This is a genomic window from Glycomyces sp. NPDC046736, from assembly GCF_040645615.1.
Taxonomy (GTDB): domain Bacteria; phylum Actinomycetota; class Actinomycetes; order Mycobacteriales; family Micromonosporaceae; genus Glycomyces.
Genome location: NZ_JBEYYO010000010.1, coordinates 36,771 through 54,281, shown reverse-complemented (window position 1 = coordinate 54,281; position 17,511 = coordinate 36,771). Strand labels below are relative to the sequence as shown.

Below are 17,511 nucleotides of genomic sequence, written 5' to 3'. Positions count from 1 at the left end.
GCAGGGACCGAACAGGGTCCGGCCCGGTCCGACAGCTAGATAAAGGTGAGGCAACAACCGTGGCTGCATCAGCGAAACGCCGCCGAGGCTGGCGCAAGCGCCTCGGCGCGCTCGCCAGGTTCACCGGCGCACTGGTCATCGTCGGAGGGCTCTACTCGGTGTTCTCGCCGAGCCTCTACGCCCAGGAGTCCGAGGCCAACGCGATCGACGCCGAGGTCGTCAAGGGTCAGGAGCTCTACGACACGAGCTGCATCTCCTGCCACGGCGCCAACGGCGAGGGCGTCGAAGGGCGCGGACCGAGCCTCATCGGCGTCGGTTCGGCGGCGGTCGAGTTCCAGGTCAACACCGGCCGCATGCCGATGGCCGCGCAGGGAGCCCAGGCCCCCTACCTCGACGACCCGGTGTTCACCGAGGAAGAGGCCGAGTGGCTCGGCGCGTACATCGAGTACCTCGGCGGCGGTGCCGCGGTGCCCGACGACCTCGAGATCCTCGTGGCCGACGCCGACGTGGCCGAGGGCGGCGAGCTCTACCGCGTCAACTGCTCCTCCTGCCACGGCTACGCCGGCGGCGGCGGCGCGCTCTCCTCGGGCGCACACGCCCCGACCCTCGAAGGCGTCACCGACGAGGAGCTCTACCAGGCGATGCTCACCGGCCCGCAGAACATGCCGGTGTTCGCCGACAACGAGCTCACCCCCGAGCAGAAGGCCGACATCATCGCCTACGTCCAGTGGATCGTCAACGACGACAAGGACCGCGGCGGCGTGTTCACCCTCGGACGTTTCGGTCCGGCCACCGAAGGCGTGGCCATCTTCCTGGTCGGCATGACCGCGCTCCTGCTGACCACGCTCTGGATTGCAGGTAAATCGTGAGTGCCCACAACGACAGTGCCCAAGGCGGCGAGCCCGTGGACCTGAGCGACCCGAAGCTGTCCCGCTTCGAGGTCTACAAAGAGGGCCTGCGCCGCGACGACATCGAGATCATCCACTACGAACCGCGCTTCGCCAAGCCGGGGACCAAGGCCGAGAAGCGCATGGAGCGCATCGTCTCGGGTCTGTTCCTGCTCTCGGGTCTGTTCGCGCTCGCTTTCGTGGCGGCGTACATCTTCTGGCCCTGGGAGTACGAGGGCCTGGCGACCTGGCGCGACCCCGAGACGTGGTACACCCCGATCCTGGGCACCACGCTCGGCTTCTCGCTCCTGTTCTTCGCGGTCGGGGTCCTCACCTGGGCCAAGAAGCTCCTCCCGATCGAGGAGCTCGTCCAGGACCGCCACGACGGCGGCTCCGAGCCCGACGATCGGCGCATCGCCGAGTCCACGGTGGACACCGTGGTGGAGGACATGGGCCTGCGTCGCCGTCCGTTCCTGGTCAAGACCGCGCTGCTCGCGGCCGCGCCGCTCGGCCTCGCCGCCGTGGCGCCGCTGGGCGCGCTCCTCAAGGACCCGGGCGACATGTACACCGTGACCGGCTGGAACGCCGAGCGGTACAACGACGGCAAGCCGATCCGCCTGATGATGAAGGACGGCGCCCTGGTGCGCCCCGACATGATCTCGGCCGGCGGTCAGATCACGGCCTTCCCGGCGATCGACCACGGCGCCAGCAACGAGTTCCCGACCGCGCCGGTCCTGCTCATCCGGCTCCGCGAGTCGGACGCGGCCACGCTGCACGAGAACCTGTACCCGATGTACCAGGAAGTCGACGCCCTGTGGGGCAACTTCGTGGCCTACTCGAAGATCTGCACTCACGTCGGCTGCCCGGCCAGCCTCTACGAGCAGCAGACCCAGCGCCTGCTGTGCCCGTGCCACCAGTCGCAGTTCAACGTGGTGGACAACGCGGCCCCCGTCTTCGGCCCGGCGACCCGGCACCTGCCGATCCTGCCGCTCGACGTCGACGAAGAGGGCTACTTCATCGCCACTTCGGACTTCCTGGTGCCTCCGGGCCCGGCGTTCTGGAACCGCCCGTCCCTCCCCGAGGAGGATGAGAAGTGAAACGCCGCAAAGGCACTAGCGACAGCCTGCTGACCAAGGCAGGCGGCGAACTCGACGACCGCTTCAAGCTCGCGGGCCCGGCCCGGGTGCTGATGAACAAGGTCTTCCCGGACCACTGGTCGTTCCTGCTGGGCGAGATCGCGATGTTCTCGTTCATCCTGCTGCTGCTCTCGGGCACGTTCCTGGCGCTGTTCTTCGAGCCCTCGATGGTCCACGTGACCTACAACGGCGCGTACGTCCCGTTGCAGGGCGTGGAGATGACGCAGGCCTACGCCTCGGCCCTGGACATCTCGTTCGAGGTGCGCGGCGGCCTGTTCATGCGCCAGATGCACCACTGGGCCACGCTGCTGTTCATGGCCTCGATCCTGGTCCACATGCTCCGGATCTTCTTCACCGGCGCGTTCCGCGCGCCGCGCGAGACGAACTGGATGATCGGCATCCTACTGTTCTGGGTCGGCTTCTTCGAGGGCTTCTTCGGCTACTCGCTTCCCGACGACGGCCTGTCGGGCACCGGCCTTCGCATCATGGAGGGCATGACCGCCTCGGTGCCGTTCATCGGCCCGTGGGCCTCGGCCGCGCTGTTCGGGGGCCAGTTCCCCGGCACCTCGGTGATCTCGATGATCTACATCATCCACGTGTTCGTGTTCCCGCTGATCCTCTTGGGGCTCATCGTGGTCCACGTGGGCCTGGTGTTCGCGCAGAAGCACACGCAGTGGCCCGGACCGGGCCGCACCGAGCACAACGTGGTCGGCTACCGGATGTTCCCGAACTACATCATGAAGCAGGTCGGCTTCATGCTGTTCATCTGGGGCGTCATCGGGGCGATGGCGGGCCTGTTCCAGATCAACCCGATCTGGCTCTTCGGGCCCTACGACGTCGCGGTGGTCTCGTCGGCCTCGCAGCCGGACTTCTACGTCATGTACCTGGACGGCCTCATCCGCCTGTTCCCGGCGTGGGAGTTCAGAGTTCCGCCGTACTTCACGCTCCCGGCCGTGTTCTGGCCGGCGATCGCGGGCATGGGCCTGTCGGTCCTGCTGCCGCTGCTGTACCCGGCGCTGGAACGGCGGTTCACCAAGGACCGCGGGCACCACAACCTGCTCCAGCGTCCGCGTGACAACGCCGGCCGAACCAGCCTGGGCGTCATGGTCGTGGTCTTCTGGATCATCGGCGTGATCTCCGGTGGCAACGACGTGTTCGCCGAGAAGTTCCAGATCAGCCTGAACGCGATGACCTGGGCCGGCCGCATCCTGATCGTGGTCTTGCCGATCATCGCGTACTACGTGACGTACCGGATCTGCCTGGGCCTCCAGCAGCACGACCGCGAGGTGCTCGCGCACGGCCTGGAGACGGGCATCCTGATGAGGGACCCGGACGGGCGCTTCTACGAGGTGCACCAGCCGCTCGCCGAGCCCGACGAGCACGGCCACACCGAGCTGGAGTACAACGGCTGGGTGGTCCCGAAGAAGATGAACCGCATCGGGGCTCTGGAGCCGGCCGACAAGGGCTTCTTCAAGTCGATCGAGGAGCCGGAGGAATCCGGCCGCCGCGACGAGATCGACTCGGGCAAGCACTAGCGAGACGAGATGAAGGGCCCCGCCGGAAGGCGGGGCCCTTCGTCGTTGAGCGGCTCAGCGCGTTCTGTACGTGAGGAAGTCTCGATCCGGAGGTGCCCCCGGGTCAATCGTCGCGCGAGGGTGCGACAGGGGGGTGTCGCGGTTGAATGCGAGTCTTCCTCGATGTGGAAGCGCCCCCGATTCAATGGTCGCTCGGGGGTGTGACAGTGGTTCTATGCGAGGTGCATTCGCCTAGAAGCGGTCGACGGTGGTGATGAGCTTGTCCGCCAGTTCGTCCGGGTCGAGCTTCTCCCTCGCCAAGGCCAGGTAGAGCGAGTCGAGGTCGGGGTAGCCCAGGGAGGACGCCACGCCGTGGAGCGGCTGCTCTCCGGCTAGGCCTCTGCCGCGGGCGATGAGGGCCCTCCACAGGCGGTTCTTGCCCGCTTTGAGTTCGTCTTCGAAGCGCTGCATGGGGATCACGGGGAGCTCGCCGGTGGAGTCGAGGTCGTCGATCGCGCCGAACCAGTCGTTGATGTGCAGCTGCGCCTCGGGAGTCTTGGCGTGGTCGAGCCACTGCTTCGAGGGCCCGTACGGCTGCTCGGTGGTGAGGACCAGCTCGACCGTGTCGCCGTCGCGCAGCGGTTGCGAGACCGGCGCGATCTCGCCGTTGACGTAGGCCGCGATGAGCCGGTGGCCCTTGGCTGGGCCCGAGCAGTACGCCACGTCGACGGCGGTGGAGGCCTTGGGGACCAGCACCTGCTCCCCGTCGCCGGTGAAGACCAGGATGTCCTGGTCGGCGAGGTCGCAGCGCAGCGAGTGCAGGAACTGGCCCGAGTCGGCCACCTCGTGCTGCCAGTCCAGGAGCCGCTGGAGCCACGGCAGCTGCACGTCGACCGGGTTGGCCCCGCTCTGGCGCAGCCCGGCCACGATGCCGATCTCGGCGGTCTCGTGCATTTCCTTGGTGCGGATGAGGAACTCGACGGCCTCGCCGCCCGGCCCGGCCACGGCGGTGTGGATCGACTGGTACAGGTTGAACTTCTTGGCCGCGATGAGGTCGCGGAACTTGCCGCCGAGTGGCTTCCAGACCTTGTGGATCGCACCGAGCGCGGCGTAGCAGTCGGTGGCGGGCCCGTCGACCACGATCACCAGGCGCGGCGGGTCGGCCGGGCCGGTGCCGGGGTGCTTCTGCATCTCGCGGTAGACCGAGTACGGGTGCCTCGGCCGGTCCTGGAGGGTGGCGGTGACCTTGAACTCGCGCAGGGCCCGGCGCACCTGGGGCACGATGAGGGCCACTTTGCGGTTGCGGTCGGTGTCGGAGCCGATGTGCTCGCGGATGGCCTGGAAGACCTCCGGTTCGAGCGTCTCCAGGACGATGTCCTCCAGCTCGCGCTTGATCACGTAGAGCCCGAGCCGGTCGGCCAGGGGGATCAGCACGTCCTTGGTCGCTTCGGCGATGCGGATCTGGCTGGGGCGCTTCTTGAACTTGATGGTGCGCATGTTGTGCAGCCGGTCGGCCAGCTTGATGACCATGACGCGGATGTCGCGCCCGGCGGTGAGCACCAGTTTGCGGAACGTCTCGGCCTCGGCGGCCGAGCCGAGGTGGATCTTGTCGAGCTTGGTGACGCCGTCGACCATGACCGCGATCTCGTCGCCGAAGTCGCCGCGCAGCGCTTCGAGGGAGTAGCTGGTGTCCTCGACGGTGTCGTGGAGGAGCCCGGCGGCGATGGTGGCGGTGTCGACGCCGAGTTCGGCGAGGATGGTCGACACGGCGATCGGGTGGGTGATGTACGGCTCGCCCGAGCGGCGGGCCTGCCCGCGGTGCATCTGCTCGGCGATGCGGTAGGCGCGGCGGACCAGGAGCATGTCGGGCTGCTCGCAGTGGGCACGGTGAGCCGCTTCGAGCTGCGCCACCTTTCCCGCGAGGTCCCACGGGTCGTCCGGTTTGGCAGACCGAGTAGCCGAAAGCAATGCGCGCAACATGAAAGCCTCCGATGCCCAAGGTTGACCGCATTCTAGATGTACAACGATCCTTGGAGAGAATCGACACTAGACACTGTCGGATTTCGGCATTTCCATAGCCACGTACGGAACACGGACAGTACCAGCGCCCTGGGAGAATCGACACCCCAAGCGCCGCAACGACATGCGAGACGCCTTGCGCCCGAAATGTCGGCGACGCCGCCGTCGACCAGCGAAAACACGCGGTGCGAGAGCGGCGACAGAGCGTCGCGCGACCTGTCCCACCATGTGGTGAGGTGCGCCATGCGCGGTCAGCGCTGCCAGGGGTTCTCTGGTTTGGGGAGGGTGCCGGTCCAGCGTTCGGGGCCGTCGAGGCGGGTCGCCCAGGTTCCCTCTGCGTGGACGATGCGGACTTCGGGGCGGGCGAGCCAGTCGAGGAGGAGGCGGGTCTCGGCGGCGTGGGCCGCGTCCACGACGTCTTCGACCGGTTCGATCGCGCGGGAGGTCTCTCGGAGTTTGGCGATGTGGGGCATCGGGTCGACGCGGGGCGGGGTGCGGATCGCGCCCGCGAGGAGGCCGTGGCGGATCACCGCGACCTCCCAGCCGCCGCCCTTGGCCCGACCCGCCGCCACGAGCTCTCCGGCCGCCACAAGGCTCCTGACGCGGTGCGTGGCCGCGGCGAGGGACAGGAACGCCCCGAGTTCGTCTCGGCGCTCTGCGGCGGCCTCGAACCGCTCGGACTCGGCCAGTTCGGCGAGGCGCTCGCCGATCGCCTCGGCGACCGGCGCGGGGTCGCCGTCCATCGCCCGCGCGGCCCGTTCGGCGATCGAGGCGTACTCCTCGACCGAGACCGTGTGGCGGCACGGCTCGGCGCACCGCCCGATCTCCCCGAGCACGCACGAGGGCGACAACCGCTTGGGGGACAAGCGGGTCCGGCACGAGCGGATCGGCATCGCGGCCTCGATGGCGTTGATCGCGGCCTGCGCCTGCGTCCCGGAGGTCGGCCCGAGCCGCGGGGTGCCCGGCGCGGGGGGCTTGCGCGAGACCTGAAGGCGCGGATACGGTTCGTCGGTGAAGCGCACCCAGCTGCGGTGCTCGGGGAACTTCGCGGCCCGGTTGTACGGCGGCTTGCCGCCCGAGATGAGCCGCAGTTCGGCCACGCCCGCTTCGAGCCGGTGCGCGCATTCGACGACCTCGACGCGCTCGGCCGACGCGAGCATGTCCCGCAGCCTGCGCCGCTGCTCCGCGGCCGAGAAGTAGCTGCGCACCCGCGCGGCCACGTCGACCGACACGCCGATGTACAGCGCCCGGTCGTCGGCGTCGCGGAAGATGTACACCCCCGGCGAGCGCGGCAGGCCCTCGGCCAGGTGCCGCTTGCGCCGTTGCAGCTCAGAGGGAATCGCCCGGCAGAACTCCGACAGCTCCGCGTCGGTGACCACGCCGTGCCCGGTGGCCCGCTCGATGAGGCCGTGGAGGACCGTGACGGTGGCCTTCGCGTCGTCAAGGGCCCGGTGGTTCGGGGTCACCGGGGACCCGAACAGCCGCGCCAGGGTTCCGAGCCGCCGGTTGGGGACCTCGCTCTTCTCGGTGAGCCGCCGCGCCAGGACCACGGTGTCGACCACGGGCGGGCGCGGCCAGCGCGTGTCGGTGAGCTCGCACGCGTGGCGCAGGAACCCGATGTCGAACCCGGCGTTGTGGGCCACCATGGTCGCGCCGTGCGCGAATTCGAGGAACGCGGGCAGGACCGCCTCGATCCCCGGTGCGTCGGCGACCATGTCGTCGGTGATCCCGGTCAGGCGGGTGACGCGCGGGTCGATGGGCTCGCCGGGGTTGACGAGGGTCGCGAACTCGCCGATGACCTCGCCGCCCTTGACCTTGACGGCCCCGATCTCGGTGATCCCGCACGCGTCGGCGGCCAGCCCGGTGGTCTCCAGGTCGACGACGCAGAACACGACCTCGGACAGCGGGGTCCCGAACGAGTCGAGCGCCGGCTGGGTGAAGCCCTCGACCGTGCCCGCCGTGCGTGATGCGCCGGTGACCGAACCGCGTCTGTCCATGCCCGCAACCTTAGGTGCGGCCTGTGACAGACCCGCCCCCGCGGCTGTTCGAACGTCGCCGACGCCGCATCGCGGCCCGCAGACGCGAGGTCACCGGCGTCGAGCGGCGGGCCGAGCCCGCCTCGGATTCGCTTCCGGGCCTGAGCTTCTCGGCGAGCGACGCGGGCCAGAACCTGGCTCTGCGCCTGCGACCCGGTTCGGCGGCCTTGTCCAGTTCGGAATGCAGGTCGTGCACAGCGTCGGCGAGCCCTGCCGGGTCGGCGCCCCTGGGGGAGTATCGGTGGAGGGCCATCGCCGAGCCGAGGCGGGTCGCGGCCTCGCGCGCCGCGGGGGCCTTCTGCGCGAGGACTCCGGCGGCCTGCCTCGGGGTGAGCGTGTCCGGCAGCGAGATGCCGAAGTCCGCGGCCAGGTCGGTGGTCTCGTCCCACGCGGTCTTGGCGGTGATCCGGTCCGGGGCGAGGCGTCTGCGCCGCATCGCGCCGCGCAGCAGCATCGGCACGAACGGGACCGCCAGGAGCGGCACCACCAGCAGCCACCTGGGGTCGATGCTCACCCCCGAGCCGCCGCCCGCGGCGTCGGCGGTGGCCTGCGCGGTCGGGTCCTGCCCCTCGGGCACGCTCGGGTTCTCGGCCGAAGGCGTGGCTCCCGAGGGCGTGTCGGTCGGGCCGGCGCTCTCGCCGGGCTCGGGGCTGGGGCCCTCGACCGCTTCGGCGGGCTCGTTCGCCCACGGGAAGTTCACCGATCCGGGCACGCCCGAGGCCGGGGTCGGGTCGAACGGGATCCAGCCGGAGCCTTCGTAGTACACCTCGACCCACGCGTGGTAGTCGCGGCTGGTGAGCACCCACGACTCGCCGTCGCGCGAGCCCTTGGACATGCCGATGACGACGCGCGCGGCCACGTCGGCCTCGCGCAGCATCCAGGCCATCGTGGCGGCGAACTGCTGGCAGTAGCCCCGTTTGGTCTCCAGGAAGTCGAGGATCGCCTCGTCGTTGCCCGCGTCGCCGGTCTGGAGCGAGTACATGAATCCGTTCTCGACCGACAGGAAGTCCTCCACCGCGAGGACCTTCTCGTGCACGGTGTTCGCGCCGCGAAGCTCCTGGTCCACGATCGCGGTCAGGTCCGGCACGTTCGGGTGTGCGGTGTTGGCCTCCCACCGTTCGTCGCCGGGGTCCATGCCGAGAGCCGCGGCCAGCACTTCGGCTTCGGGCGTGGGGTCGGTGTAGGTGAGGGTGTAGGACGAGACGTCGCCCATGTCGGTGTCGTCGCCGATGATCACGTCGGTGTCGGCGTCGATCGACCAGTCGCCTTCGATGTCGAGGCTCTGGGGGTTGCCGTACACCGGCACCACCGGTGCGGTCATCTCCAGGTTCTCGATCTGCGCCTCGTAGACCGTGCCCGAGGAGCCGTCGTCGTCGAGCGAACTGAGCGGTTTGTTGCCCCTGTACTCGTTGGGGCCGAAGCCGTCGCCGGTCAGCTGGTCGAGCACGTGCATGCGCAGGTAGCGCGGGTTCGGGTCGTTCGTGGTCACCCGCAGGACGTCCACTTCGGTCGGCTGGTTCAGTGAACCGGACAGTTGCGCCCACGGGTTCACGTCGCCGAGCCCGTACGCGTCGCCTTGCCCGTTGAAGTTGTTCTCGACCCGGTTGACCAGGCCGTCGGTGTCCACCGGGACCACGGCGAGCGCCAGCAGCGTGGCCGTGACGAACCCGACCGCCGACCAGCGCGCCGTGCGTGCCAGCGGCGAGGGGAAGCCCTGCCCCACGAGCTGCCCGGTGCCGGTGAACCGGTGCCCGAACGAGGAGACGCGCCGCAGGTTGTCGTCGCCGAGGATCCACAGGTACGCGATGGCGGGCAGCACGAACCAGAACCACGCGGTGGCCTCGGGCGCGACCGAGACCGGCACGAGGTACATCGTCAGCAGCGTCAGGCCCGCCAGCGCCGGGGTCCGCAGGCCCACCACGAACATGTCGTGGAGGATCGCGACGACGCCGACCCCGATCAGGGTCAGGAACAGAATGCCGCCCTCGGCCGCCACCGGCGGCGTGTTGACGACGATGTCCCGCACGCCCGAGGCGCCCAGTTCCGCCCAGTACGTGAAGGTGGCCGGGGTGGGGATGATCAGCAGGAGCGAGGTCCCGCCCGAGAAGCCCGCGGTGAGGACCACGAGCAGCGCCGCGGCCATGCCGAGCGTCTGGAGGCCCTGCCCGCGCCCGGCCGCGCGGATGAGCGCACCGGTCAAGGCGATGATGCCGATCGTCAGCATCACCGGGAACGTCCAGGCCAGGCCCTCGAACACGCCGATCAGCGGCGTCAGGGTCAACGCCAGCGTGCAGGCCGCCACCACGGTCGCGTGCCGCTGTCCGCTCATCCGAGATTCCTCCACGCGCCCAGGCGGCTCCACACGCGGCGCAGCTCCGTCCCGGCCACGACCGGGATCACCTGCCAGCCCGCGTTGACCAGGGCCGACACCGCGGCCATGTGCTGTTCGGCGAACGCCCGCTCCCGCGGGTCGTTCCGGTGCTGCCCGCCGTGCGGGATCCACTTGATCGGGTCGACCACGAACGCCGTGCAGTGCCCGCCGCGCCTGGCCAGCCGCCCCAGCGACGCGCCCTCGTCAGGGGTCACGTGCCCCAGGAACGCCACGATGCCCGACACCGACCGCGACCGCTGCGCCTTCTCGACCATCTGCCCGATCGGCGCCTCAGGGGCCGCGTTCACCGTGGCCAGGTACCGCATCGCCTGGCTGTAATCGCCGCGGCGGCATTCGAAGTCGCGATGCGAGGTGATCAGCCACGGGTCGATCCCGTCCCGCGAGAGCCGCACGACGGCCGACGCGGCCGCGTCCACCATCCACTCGAAGCTCGACAGCTCGCCGCGGTGCGCGCCTCGGCGCACGTCCAAGAGCACCGACGCGTTGTTCTCCCACGGCTGCTCCTCGCGGCGGACCATGAGCTGGTCGCGGTGCGCGCTGGCCTTCCAGTGGACGCGGCGCATGTCGTCGCCGTTGCGGTACTCGCGCACCGCGATGTCGTCGTTGCCGGTGATCGCGACCGCGTGCGCGGCCGCCTCGCTCGACGACATGCCCGCCCCGCCCGGCAGCAGCAGGCTCGGCAGCGGCTGGATCCGCGGGGTGACGATCAACTCGGTCGTCACGGGGAACTCCTGGACGGCCATGGCCATCCCGAACGCGTCGGCGGTGCGGACGGTCAACGGCCCCAACTCGTACGCGCCGCGCGTGCTCGGGGTGATTGTGTAGTTGACGACGCTCCTCGCCCCGGGCGCGAGCCGTTCCAGCACCAGGCGCGGGCGGTTGCCCAGGCGGTAGGGGATGCGGTCCTCCAGCATCAGCGCCGGGGGACGGCGCCGTCCGATGTTCTGGATCCCCAGGCGCACCTGGGTCGACTGCCCGGCCTCGACCTGCGCGGGGTTGAGCACCCGGTTCGATTCCAGCGAGGGCCGCGTCCAGCGCAGCACCACCACCCCGCCGAGCGGCAGGACCGCGGCGAGCACGGCGGCCCGCAGCAGGTCGCCCTCGCCCACCGCGAGCGCGGTGAGGCCGACGACCACACTCACCGCCAGCAGCGTCTTGCCGCGCCCGGTGAGCTCCACGCCTAATACCTTCCCGGGTGGGACACCACCGGGACGTGCCTGAGGATGTCGGACACGATCGCCTTGGTGTCCCCTCCGCCCATCGTGGTCTCCGTGGTGGGGATGAGCCGGTGGGCGAGCACCGGCACGGCCAGCTGCTGCACGTCGTCGGGGAGCGCGAAGTCGCGCCCGTCCATCGCCGCCAGCACCTGCGTGCACCGCAGGAGCTGCAAGGTCGCGCGCGGGCTCGCGCCCAGGCGCACTTGCGCGTTGGTGCGCGTGGCGGCCACCAGGTCCACCACGTACCGCTTCAGTTCGGGGGCCAGGTGCACCGCGCGGGCGGCAGCGACCATCCGCACGATCATGTCCGCGTCGGCCACCGGCCGCAGCGCGTCCAGCGGGTTGTACTCCTCGCGGCGGTCCAGCAGCGCCAGTTCGGCGTTGACGTCGGGGTAGCCGATGGCCAATCGGGCGGCGAACCGGTCGCGCTGCGCTTCGGGCAGCGGGTAGGTCCCCTCCATCTCGACCGGGTTCTGGGTCGCGATCACCATGAAGGGGCTGCGCAGCTTGTACGTGTTGCCGTCGACGGTGACCTGGCGTTCCTCCATGCATTCGAGCAGCGCGGCCTGGGTCTTGGGGCTGGCCCGGTTGATCTCGTCGCCGAGGATCAGGTTCCCGAAGATCGCCCCGGGCTTGAACACGAAGTCGCGTTTCTCGGGGTCGAAGATGCTCACGCCCGTCACGTCGGAGGGCAAGAGGTCGGGGGTGAACTGGATGCGCCGCACCGAGCAGTCGACCGACCTGGCCAGCGCCTTGGCCAGCTGCGTCTTGCCCACCCCGGGGACGTCTTCGAGGAGCAGGTGCCCTTCGGCGAGCATGACCGCGATCGCGAGTTTGATCGTGTGGGACTTGCCCTCGATCACCCACTCGACGTTCGTCAGGATCGCCTCGGCCGTCGCCTTGAACTCCTGGGGAGTGAGCGACGCAGGAGGCGGTGACGGCTGCGATGGGGACGACTCGAAGGTCAAAGGTCCTCCCGGGGTCGGTGGTGAGGTGGGATTCCGCGGTGTGGGACACCGCGCCGCCGGACACGATGTCACAGGACGTCGATCGCCGCGACTGTCGCTTGTCCCTCATCGTACTCGTGCGCGCCCAAGCCCAATGTCTCGCGCCGCCGCCGTCCCGCTGGGCTACACTGAACCCATGTCTCGGCGATTCGAGCTGCTTACGTAGCCGTGCGGGCAAGATCCCAGCACGGCGACCCCAGCGTGTCTGGGGTTTTTTGCTGTCTAGGGTCGGCTCGCCGCCGCAGGAACCACCAGCCGTACCCAGACCACAGGATCCAGTCATGAGCGAACCCGCACACCGTTACGATGCCGAGCTGGCCAACGCGATCGAACCGCGCTGGCAGGACCGCTGGGAGACCGAGCAGACCTTCCGCGCCCCGAACCCGGTCGGGGAGCTGGCCGAGCCCGACCACCCGCGGGCCGGGGCGCCCAAGAAGTTCGTGATGGACATGTTCCCCTACCCCTCGGGGGCCGGGCTGCACGTGGGCCACCCGCTGGGCTACATCGCGACCGACGCGTACTCGCGGTACCTGCGGGCGGCCGGGTACAACGTGCTGCACCCGCTGGGCATGGACGCGTTCGGGCTGCCCACCGAGCAGTACGCGGTGGCGACCGGCCGCCAGCCCGCCGAGATCACCGCCGAGAACATCGAGCGGTACCGCCGCCAGCTGCGCATCGTGGGCATGGGCTACGACAACCGCCGCGGGTTCGCCACCACCGACCCCGACTACTTCAAGTGGACGCAGTGGATCTTCCTGCAGATCTTCAACTCCTATTACGACACCGAAGCCGACAAGGCCCGGCCGATCGCCGACCTGGTCGCCGCGTTCGAGTCCGGTGAGCGGCCCACTCCCGACGGCCGCCCCTGGGCCGAGCTGAGCGACGTCGAGCGCCGCCGCATCGTCGACGGCCACCGCCTGGCCTACGTCACCGAGGCCCCCGTGAACTGGTGCCCCGGCCTGGGCACCGTGCTGTCCAATGAGGAGGTCACCTCCGAGGGGCGAAGCGAGCGCGGCAACTTCCCGGTCTACACGCGCACCATGAAGCAGTGGATGATGCGCATCACCGCCTACGCCGACCGGCTGCTGACGGACCTGGACGCCCTGGACTGGACCGAGTCGCTGAAGTCCATGCAGCGCAACTGGATCGGCAAGTCCGTCGGCGCTTATGTGGACTTCGCGACCTACGCGGGGGACATCCGGGTCTTCACCACCCGGCCCGACACCCTGTTCGGCGCCACCTACATGGTCCTGGCCCCCGAGCACCCGCTGGTGGACGCCCTGACCGCCGAGGCCTGGCCCGCCGAGGTCCCCGCGGCCTGGACCGGCGGCCACGACACCCCGGCCGCCGCCGTCGCGTCCTACCGCGCCCAGGCCGCGGCCAAGACCGACGTGGAGCGCCAGGCCGACGCCAAGCAGAAGACCGGCGTCTTCACCGGCGGCTACGCCACCAACCCGGTCAACGGCCAGACCGTCCCGGTGTTCATCGCCGACTACGTCCTGGCCGGCTACGGCACCGGCGCGATCATGGCCGTCCCGGCCCACGACGAGCGCGACTTCGACTTCGCCAAGGCCTTCGAGATCCCGATCGTCCAGGTCATCTCGGACGGCACCGAATGGGACCGCCAGGCGGTCCTGTCCAGCACCGCCGGGACCTGCGTCAACTCCGGTTTCCTGGACGGCCTGAGCGTCGCCGAGGCCAAGACCGGCATGATCGAGTGGCTGGTCGAGCACGGCCGCGGCGAGGGCGCGACCACGTTCCGCCTGCGCGACTGGCTGTTCAGCCGCCAGCGCTACTGGGGCGAGCCCTTCCCGATCGTCTACGACGAGACCGGCCTGCCGGTGGCCCTGACCGAGGACCAGCTGCCGGTCGAGCTGCCCGAGATGGACGACTTCTCGCCCAAGACCTTCGACCCCGAGGACGCCGACACCGCGCCCGAGCCGCCGCTGGGCCGCGCCAAGGACTGGGTCGAGGTCGAGCTGGACCTGGGCGACGGCCCCCGCACGTACACCCGCGAGCTGAACACGATGCCCAACTGGGCCGGCTCCTCGTGGTACGAACTGCGCTACACCGACCCCAAGGCCGCCGCGGTCATCGCCGACCCCGCCAACGAGTCCTACTGGATGGGCCCGCAGGACGCCGACGACGTCGGCGGCGTGGACCTGTACATCGGCGGCGTCGAGCACGCGGTGCTGCACCTGCTGTACGCCCGCTTCTGGCAGAAGGTCCTGTTCGACCTGGGGTACGTCTCCAGCCGCGAGCCCTTCCGCCGCCTGTTCAACCAGGGCTACATCCAGGCGTACGCCTACACCGACGACCGCGGCGTGTACGTCAATGCCGAAGAGGTCGAGGAGGAGTCCGAAGGGGTCTACACCTACAAGGGCCAGAAGGTCAACCGCGAGTACGGGAAGATGGGCAAGTCGCTGAAGAACGTCGTCACCCCCGACGACATCTGCGCCCGCTACGGCGCCGACACCTTCCGCGTCTACGAGATGTCGATGGGCCCGCTGGCCGACTCCAAGCCCTGGGAGACCCGCGCGATCGTGGGCTCGCAGCGGTTCCTGCAACGGCTGTGGCGCAACATCGTCGACGAGGAGACCGGCGAGGTCACCGTCTCCGAGGACGAGCCGACGCCCGAGACCCTGCGCGAGATCCACAAGACCGTGGCCGGGGTCCGCGAGGACTACGAGCACCTGCGCATGAACACCGCCGTGGCCAAGCTGATCACGCTGAACAACCACGTGACGGGCCTGAACCCGGTGCCCCGCGCCGCGGCCGAGGCCCTGGTGGTCATGGTCGCGCCCGTCGCGCCGCACATCGCCGAGGAGCTGTGGGAGCGCCTGGGCCACGAGGGCGGCATCGCCTACGTCGACTTCCCCGAGGCCGACGAGCGGTACCTGGTCGAGGACACCGTGACCTACCCCGTGCAGATCAACGGCAAGGTCCGAGGCCGCATCGAGATCGCCGCCGACGCGGGCGAAGACGCGGTCAAGGCCGCCGCGCTGGCCGAAGAGAAGGTGGCCGCGAACCTGGCGGGCAAGGACGTGAAGAAGGTCATCGTGGTCGCGGGCCGCATGGTCTCGATCGTGGCCAAGTAAAATCGTATAGGATATATCCTATAGGGCGCGGACCCGGAGGTCCGCGCCCTTCGCGTTTCTCCTATTGACGCATGTCAATGCCTCCGATAGGCTGTGCCCATCTTTGGGAGCGCTCCGCTCCCGCTTGAACAGCCTCGTTCCCTCACGCGCGGCACCAGACCGAGGAGCTTCTCCGTGCTGCTTAACCGACCGCCACAATCCCGAAGGCGCCGCCGCGCGCTGCTCGCGGGCGTCGTCACCGTCGCCACCGCGGCCCTCGGGCTCGGCCTCTCCACCCAGTTCGCCAGCGCCCAGACCACCCTGCGCGGCGCGGCCGACGAACTGGGCAAGGACATCGGCGTCGCCGTGAACTACAACCTGCTCCAGAACGACGCGACCTACCGCAACACCGTCGCCACCGAGTTCAACTCGCTGACGGCCGAGAACGCCATGAAGATGGACGCCCTCCAGCCCAGCCAGGGCAACTTCACCTTCGCCCAAGGCGACGCCATCGTGGACTTCGCCCAGGCCAACAACCAGACCGTCCACGGCCACACCCTGGTGTGGCACAGCCAGTCCCCGTCCTGGGTGCAGAACCTCTCCGGCACGGCGCTGCAAACGGCCATGGTCGACCACATCAACACCGTCATGGACCACTACGAAGGCGACGTCCAGTCCTGGGACGTGGTCAACGAAGTCGTCAGCGACAACAACGGCGCACTGCGGGACTCCTTCTGGCTCAGAGGACTCGGCGAGGGCTACATCACCACCGCGTTCCAGACCGCCCGCGCCGCCGACCCCAGCGTCGACCTCTACATGAACGACTACTCCATCGACGGCATCAACGCCAAGTCCGACAAGACCTACGAGATCGCCCAGGGCCTCGCCGCCCAGAACCTCATCGACGGCGTCGGCTTCCAGGCCCACCTCATCCTCGGCCAGGTGCCCTCCAACATGGAGGCCAACCTCCAGCGCTTCGTCGACCTCGGCCTCAAGGTCCGCGTCACCGAACTCGACATCCGCATCCAGATGCCCGCCGACGCCAGCGAACTCCAGCAGCAGGCCAACGACTACCGCCGCGTGACCGAGATCTGCGCCGCGCTGGCCGACTGCTCGGGCGTCACGGTGTGGGGCCTGCGCGACGGCGACTCCTGGGTCCCCGACGTCTTCCCCGGTGAGGGCGCGCCGCTGCTGTTCAACGACGACTACAGCAAGAAGCCCGCGTACGACGCGGTGCTGGACGCCCTCGGCGGCGACGGTTCGGGCGACCCCGACCCGACCGACCCGACCACGCCGCCGACCACCCCGCCTCCGACCGGCGACGGCTGCACGGCGACCCTCTCGGTGCAGAGCCCGTGGAACACCGGCGCGACCTACGCCGGGACGGTGACCGCGGGCCAGGCCCTGAACGGCTGGACCGTGACATGGACGTGGCCCGGCTCGGAGCGCATCTCGAACGCCTGGAGCGTGGAGGGCAACCTGACCGGACCGACGGTGACGGCCACGAACGCCGGTTACAACGGCAGTCTCGCGGCCGGGCAGTCGACCACGTTCGGGTTCAACATCACCAAGCCCGACGGCGCGACCGCGTCGGTCCCGACGGTCACCTGCACCGCCTCGTAGACCCGTCTCTTCGCACAGGGAGGGGCCGGGACGCAGCAGCGTCCCGGCCCCTCCTGCGAGTCTCAGCCCAGTTCGGCCTGGAACATCCAGCTCTGCTTCTCCAGTTCGGCGGTGACGCCGATGAGGAGGTCCTGCGTCACCGGGTCTGCCGACTCGGTGACCTCGATGCGCTCGCGCATGTTCGCGATGATCGAGGTGTAGGCGTCGATCATGAGCGTCACGACCTCGGTGTCGCTGATGGTGCCGCCGTGGATCTTCGGCACCGAGGAGGTCTCGGCGACCGTGGCCGCGCGCCCGTCGGCGCTGACGCCGATCGCGATGGCGCGCTCGGCGACCAGGTCGGTGGCGTTGCGCGCGGCGACCACGATCTCGTCGAGCTGAAGGTGGAGCGAACGGAAGTTCTTGCCGTAGACGTTCCAGTGCGCCTGCTTGCCGACGAGCGACAGGTCGACGAGGTCGACGAGCGCGCCTTGTAGGGCGGTCGCGGTGATATCCCGGTTCTCGTCGGTAAGGCTGGAGCGGACGGTCGACATCTCGGTACCTCGCAGTTGTCGTGGAACGGCAGGGTCACCGCTCAGGTTAGCCGCCCGCCGCTCCCGGGGT

11 protein-coding genes are annotated in these 17,511 nt (G+C 69.5%); 5 read left to right on the top strand and 6 right to left on the bottom strand.

Annotated elements, in window-relative coordinates; genetic code table 11:
• Positions 1–59: 59 nt before the first annotated feature.
• From AB0B28_RS11810 to AB0B28_RS11800, 3 genes are read left to right on the top strand one after another with little or no spacing between them, the layout of a single operon-like run.
• Entirely contained in the window at positions 60–869 is an 810-nt protein-coding gene (locus tag AB0B28_RS11810) for a c-type cytochrome (RefSeq protein WP_360119905.1), read from the top strand.
• The gene (locus AB0B28_RS11805; protein WP_360119903.1) at positions 866–1,984 is read left to right on the top strand and encodes a Rieske 2Fe-2S domain-containing protein; all 1,119 of its coding nucleotides are present in this window, start codon (positions 866–868) and stop codon (positions 1,982–1,984) included. The genes AB0B28_RS11810 and AB0B28_RS11805 overlap by 4 nt, the downstream gene beginning before the upstream one ends.
• Positions 1,981–3,558, top strand: coding sequence for a ubiquinol-cytochrome c reductase cytochrome b subunit (locus AB0B28_RS11800; protein ID WP_360119901.1), 1,578 nt, complete (start codon positions 1,981–1,983; stop codon positions 3,556–3,558). Before AB0B28_RS11805 ends, AB0B28_RS11800 begins: the two co-directional genes overlap by 4 nt.
• 231 nt (positions 3,559–3,789) lie before the next feature.
• Here the strand turns inward: AB0B28_RS11800 and AB0B28_RS11795 are convergent, their stop codons facing one another.
• The 5 genes from AB0B28_RS11795 to AB0B28_RS11775 all read right to left on the bottom strand — a co-directional run bounded on the left by AB0B28_RS11795 (position 3,790) and on the right by AB0B28_RS11775 (position 12,169).
• On the bottom strand, positions 3,790–5,517 hold the full coding sequence (locus AB0B28_RS11795; protein WP_360119899.1) for an HD domain-containing protein: 1,728 nt from the start codon (positions 5,515–5,517) through the stop codon (positions 3,790–3,792).
• Positions 5,518–5,807: 290 nt separating this feature from the next.
• Positions 5,808–7,553 (bottom strand): DEDD exonuclease domain-containing protein, encoded by a 1,746-nt coding sequence (locus AB0B28_RS11790; RefSeq protein WP_360119897.1) that lies wholly within the window; start codon positions 7,551–7,553, stop codon positions 5,808–5,810.
• Positions 7,554–7,563: 10 nt separating this feature from the next.
• A complete protein-coding gene (locus AB0B28_RS11785) occupies positions 7,564–9,921 on the bottom strand; it encodes a transglutaminaseTgpA domain-containing protein (RefSeq protein ID WP_360119895.1) in 2,358 nt (785 codons plus the stop codon).
• Entirely contained in the window at positions 9,918–11,162 is a 1,245-nt protein-coding gene (locus tag AB0B28_RS11780) for a DUF58 domain-containing protein (RefSeq protein ID WP_360119893.1), read from the bottom strand. Before AB0B28_RS11780 ends, AB0B28_RS11785 begins: the two co-directional genes overlap by 4 nt.
• Positions 11,163–11,164: 2 nt before the next feature.
• A complete protein-coding gene (locus AB0B28_RS11775) occupies positions 11,165–12,169 on the bottom strand; it encodes a MoxR family ATPase (RefSeq protein WP_360119891.1) in 1,005 nt (334 codons plus the stop codon).
• A gap of 320 nt (positions 12,170–12,489) precedes the next feature.
• Between AB0B28_RS11775 and leuS the strand changes: the two genes are divergently transcribed.
• Together leuS and AB0B28_RS11765 are read left to right on the top strand one after the other, a co-directional pair.
• Positions 12,490–15,306, top strand: a complete 2,817-nt coding sequence (gene leuS, locus AB0B28_RS11770) for a leucine--tRNA ligase (protein ID WP_360119889.1) — start codon at positions 12,490–12,492, stop codon at positions 15,304–15,306.
• Positions 15,307–15,480: 174 nt separating this feature from the next.
• Positions 15,481–16,908 carry an endo-1,4-beta-xylanase gene (locus tag AB0B28_RS11765; protein ID WP_360119887.1) on the top strand — a complete coding sequence of 476 codons (1,428 nt, stop codon included), beginning with the start codon at positions 15,481–15,483 and terminating at the stop codon, positions 16,906–16,908.
• Between the two features lie 62 nt (positions 16,909–16,970).
• On the opposite strand, the gene AB0B28_RS11760 is transcribed toward AB0B28_RS11765, so the two are convergent.
• A complete protein-coding gene (locus AB0B28_RS11760; RefSeq protein ID WP_360119885.1) occupies positions 16,971–17,441 on the bottom strand; it encodes a DNA starvation/stationary phase protection protein in 471 nt (156 codons plus the stop codon).
• Positions 17,442–17,511 lie beyond the last annotated feature (70 nt).

Bases quoted from the DNA above. Each gene is read 5' to 3' on its own strand.
- AB0B28_RS11795 (WP_360119899.1), bottom strand. From the start codon at position 5,517: ATGTTGCGCGCATTGCTTTCGGCTACTCGGTCTGCCAAACCGGACGAC.
- AB0B28_RS11790 (WP_360119897.1), bottom strand. From the start codon at position 7,553: ATGGACAGACGCGGTTCGGTCACCGGCGCATCACGCACGGCGGGCACG.
- AB0B28_RS11785 (WP_360119895.1), bottom strand. From the start codon at position 9,921: ATGAGCGGACAGCGGCACGCGACCGTGGTGGCGGCCTGCACGCTGGCG.
- leuS (WP_360119889.1), top strand. From the start codon at position 12,490: ATGAGCGAACCCGCACACCGTTACGATGCCGAGCTGGCCAACGCGATC.
- AB0B28_RS11760 (WP_360119885.1), bottom strand. From the start codon at position 17,441: ATGTCGACCGTCCGCTCCAGCCTTACCGACGAGAACCGGGATATCACC.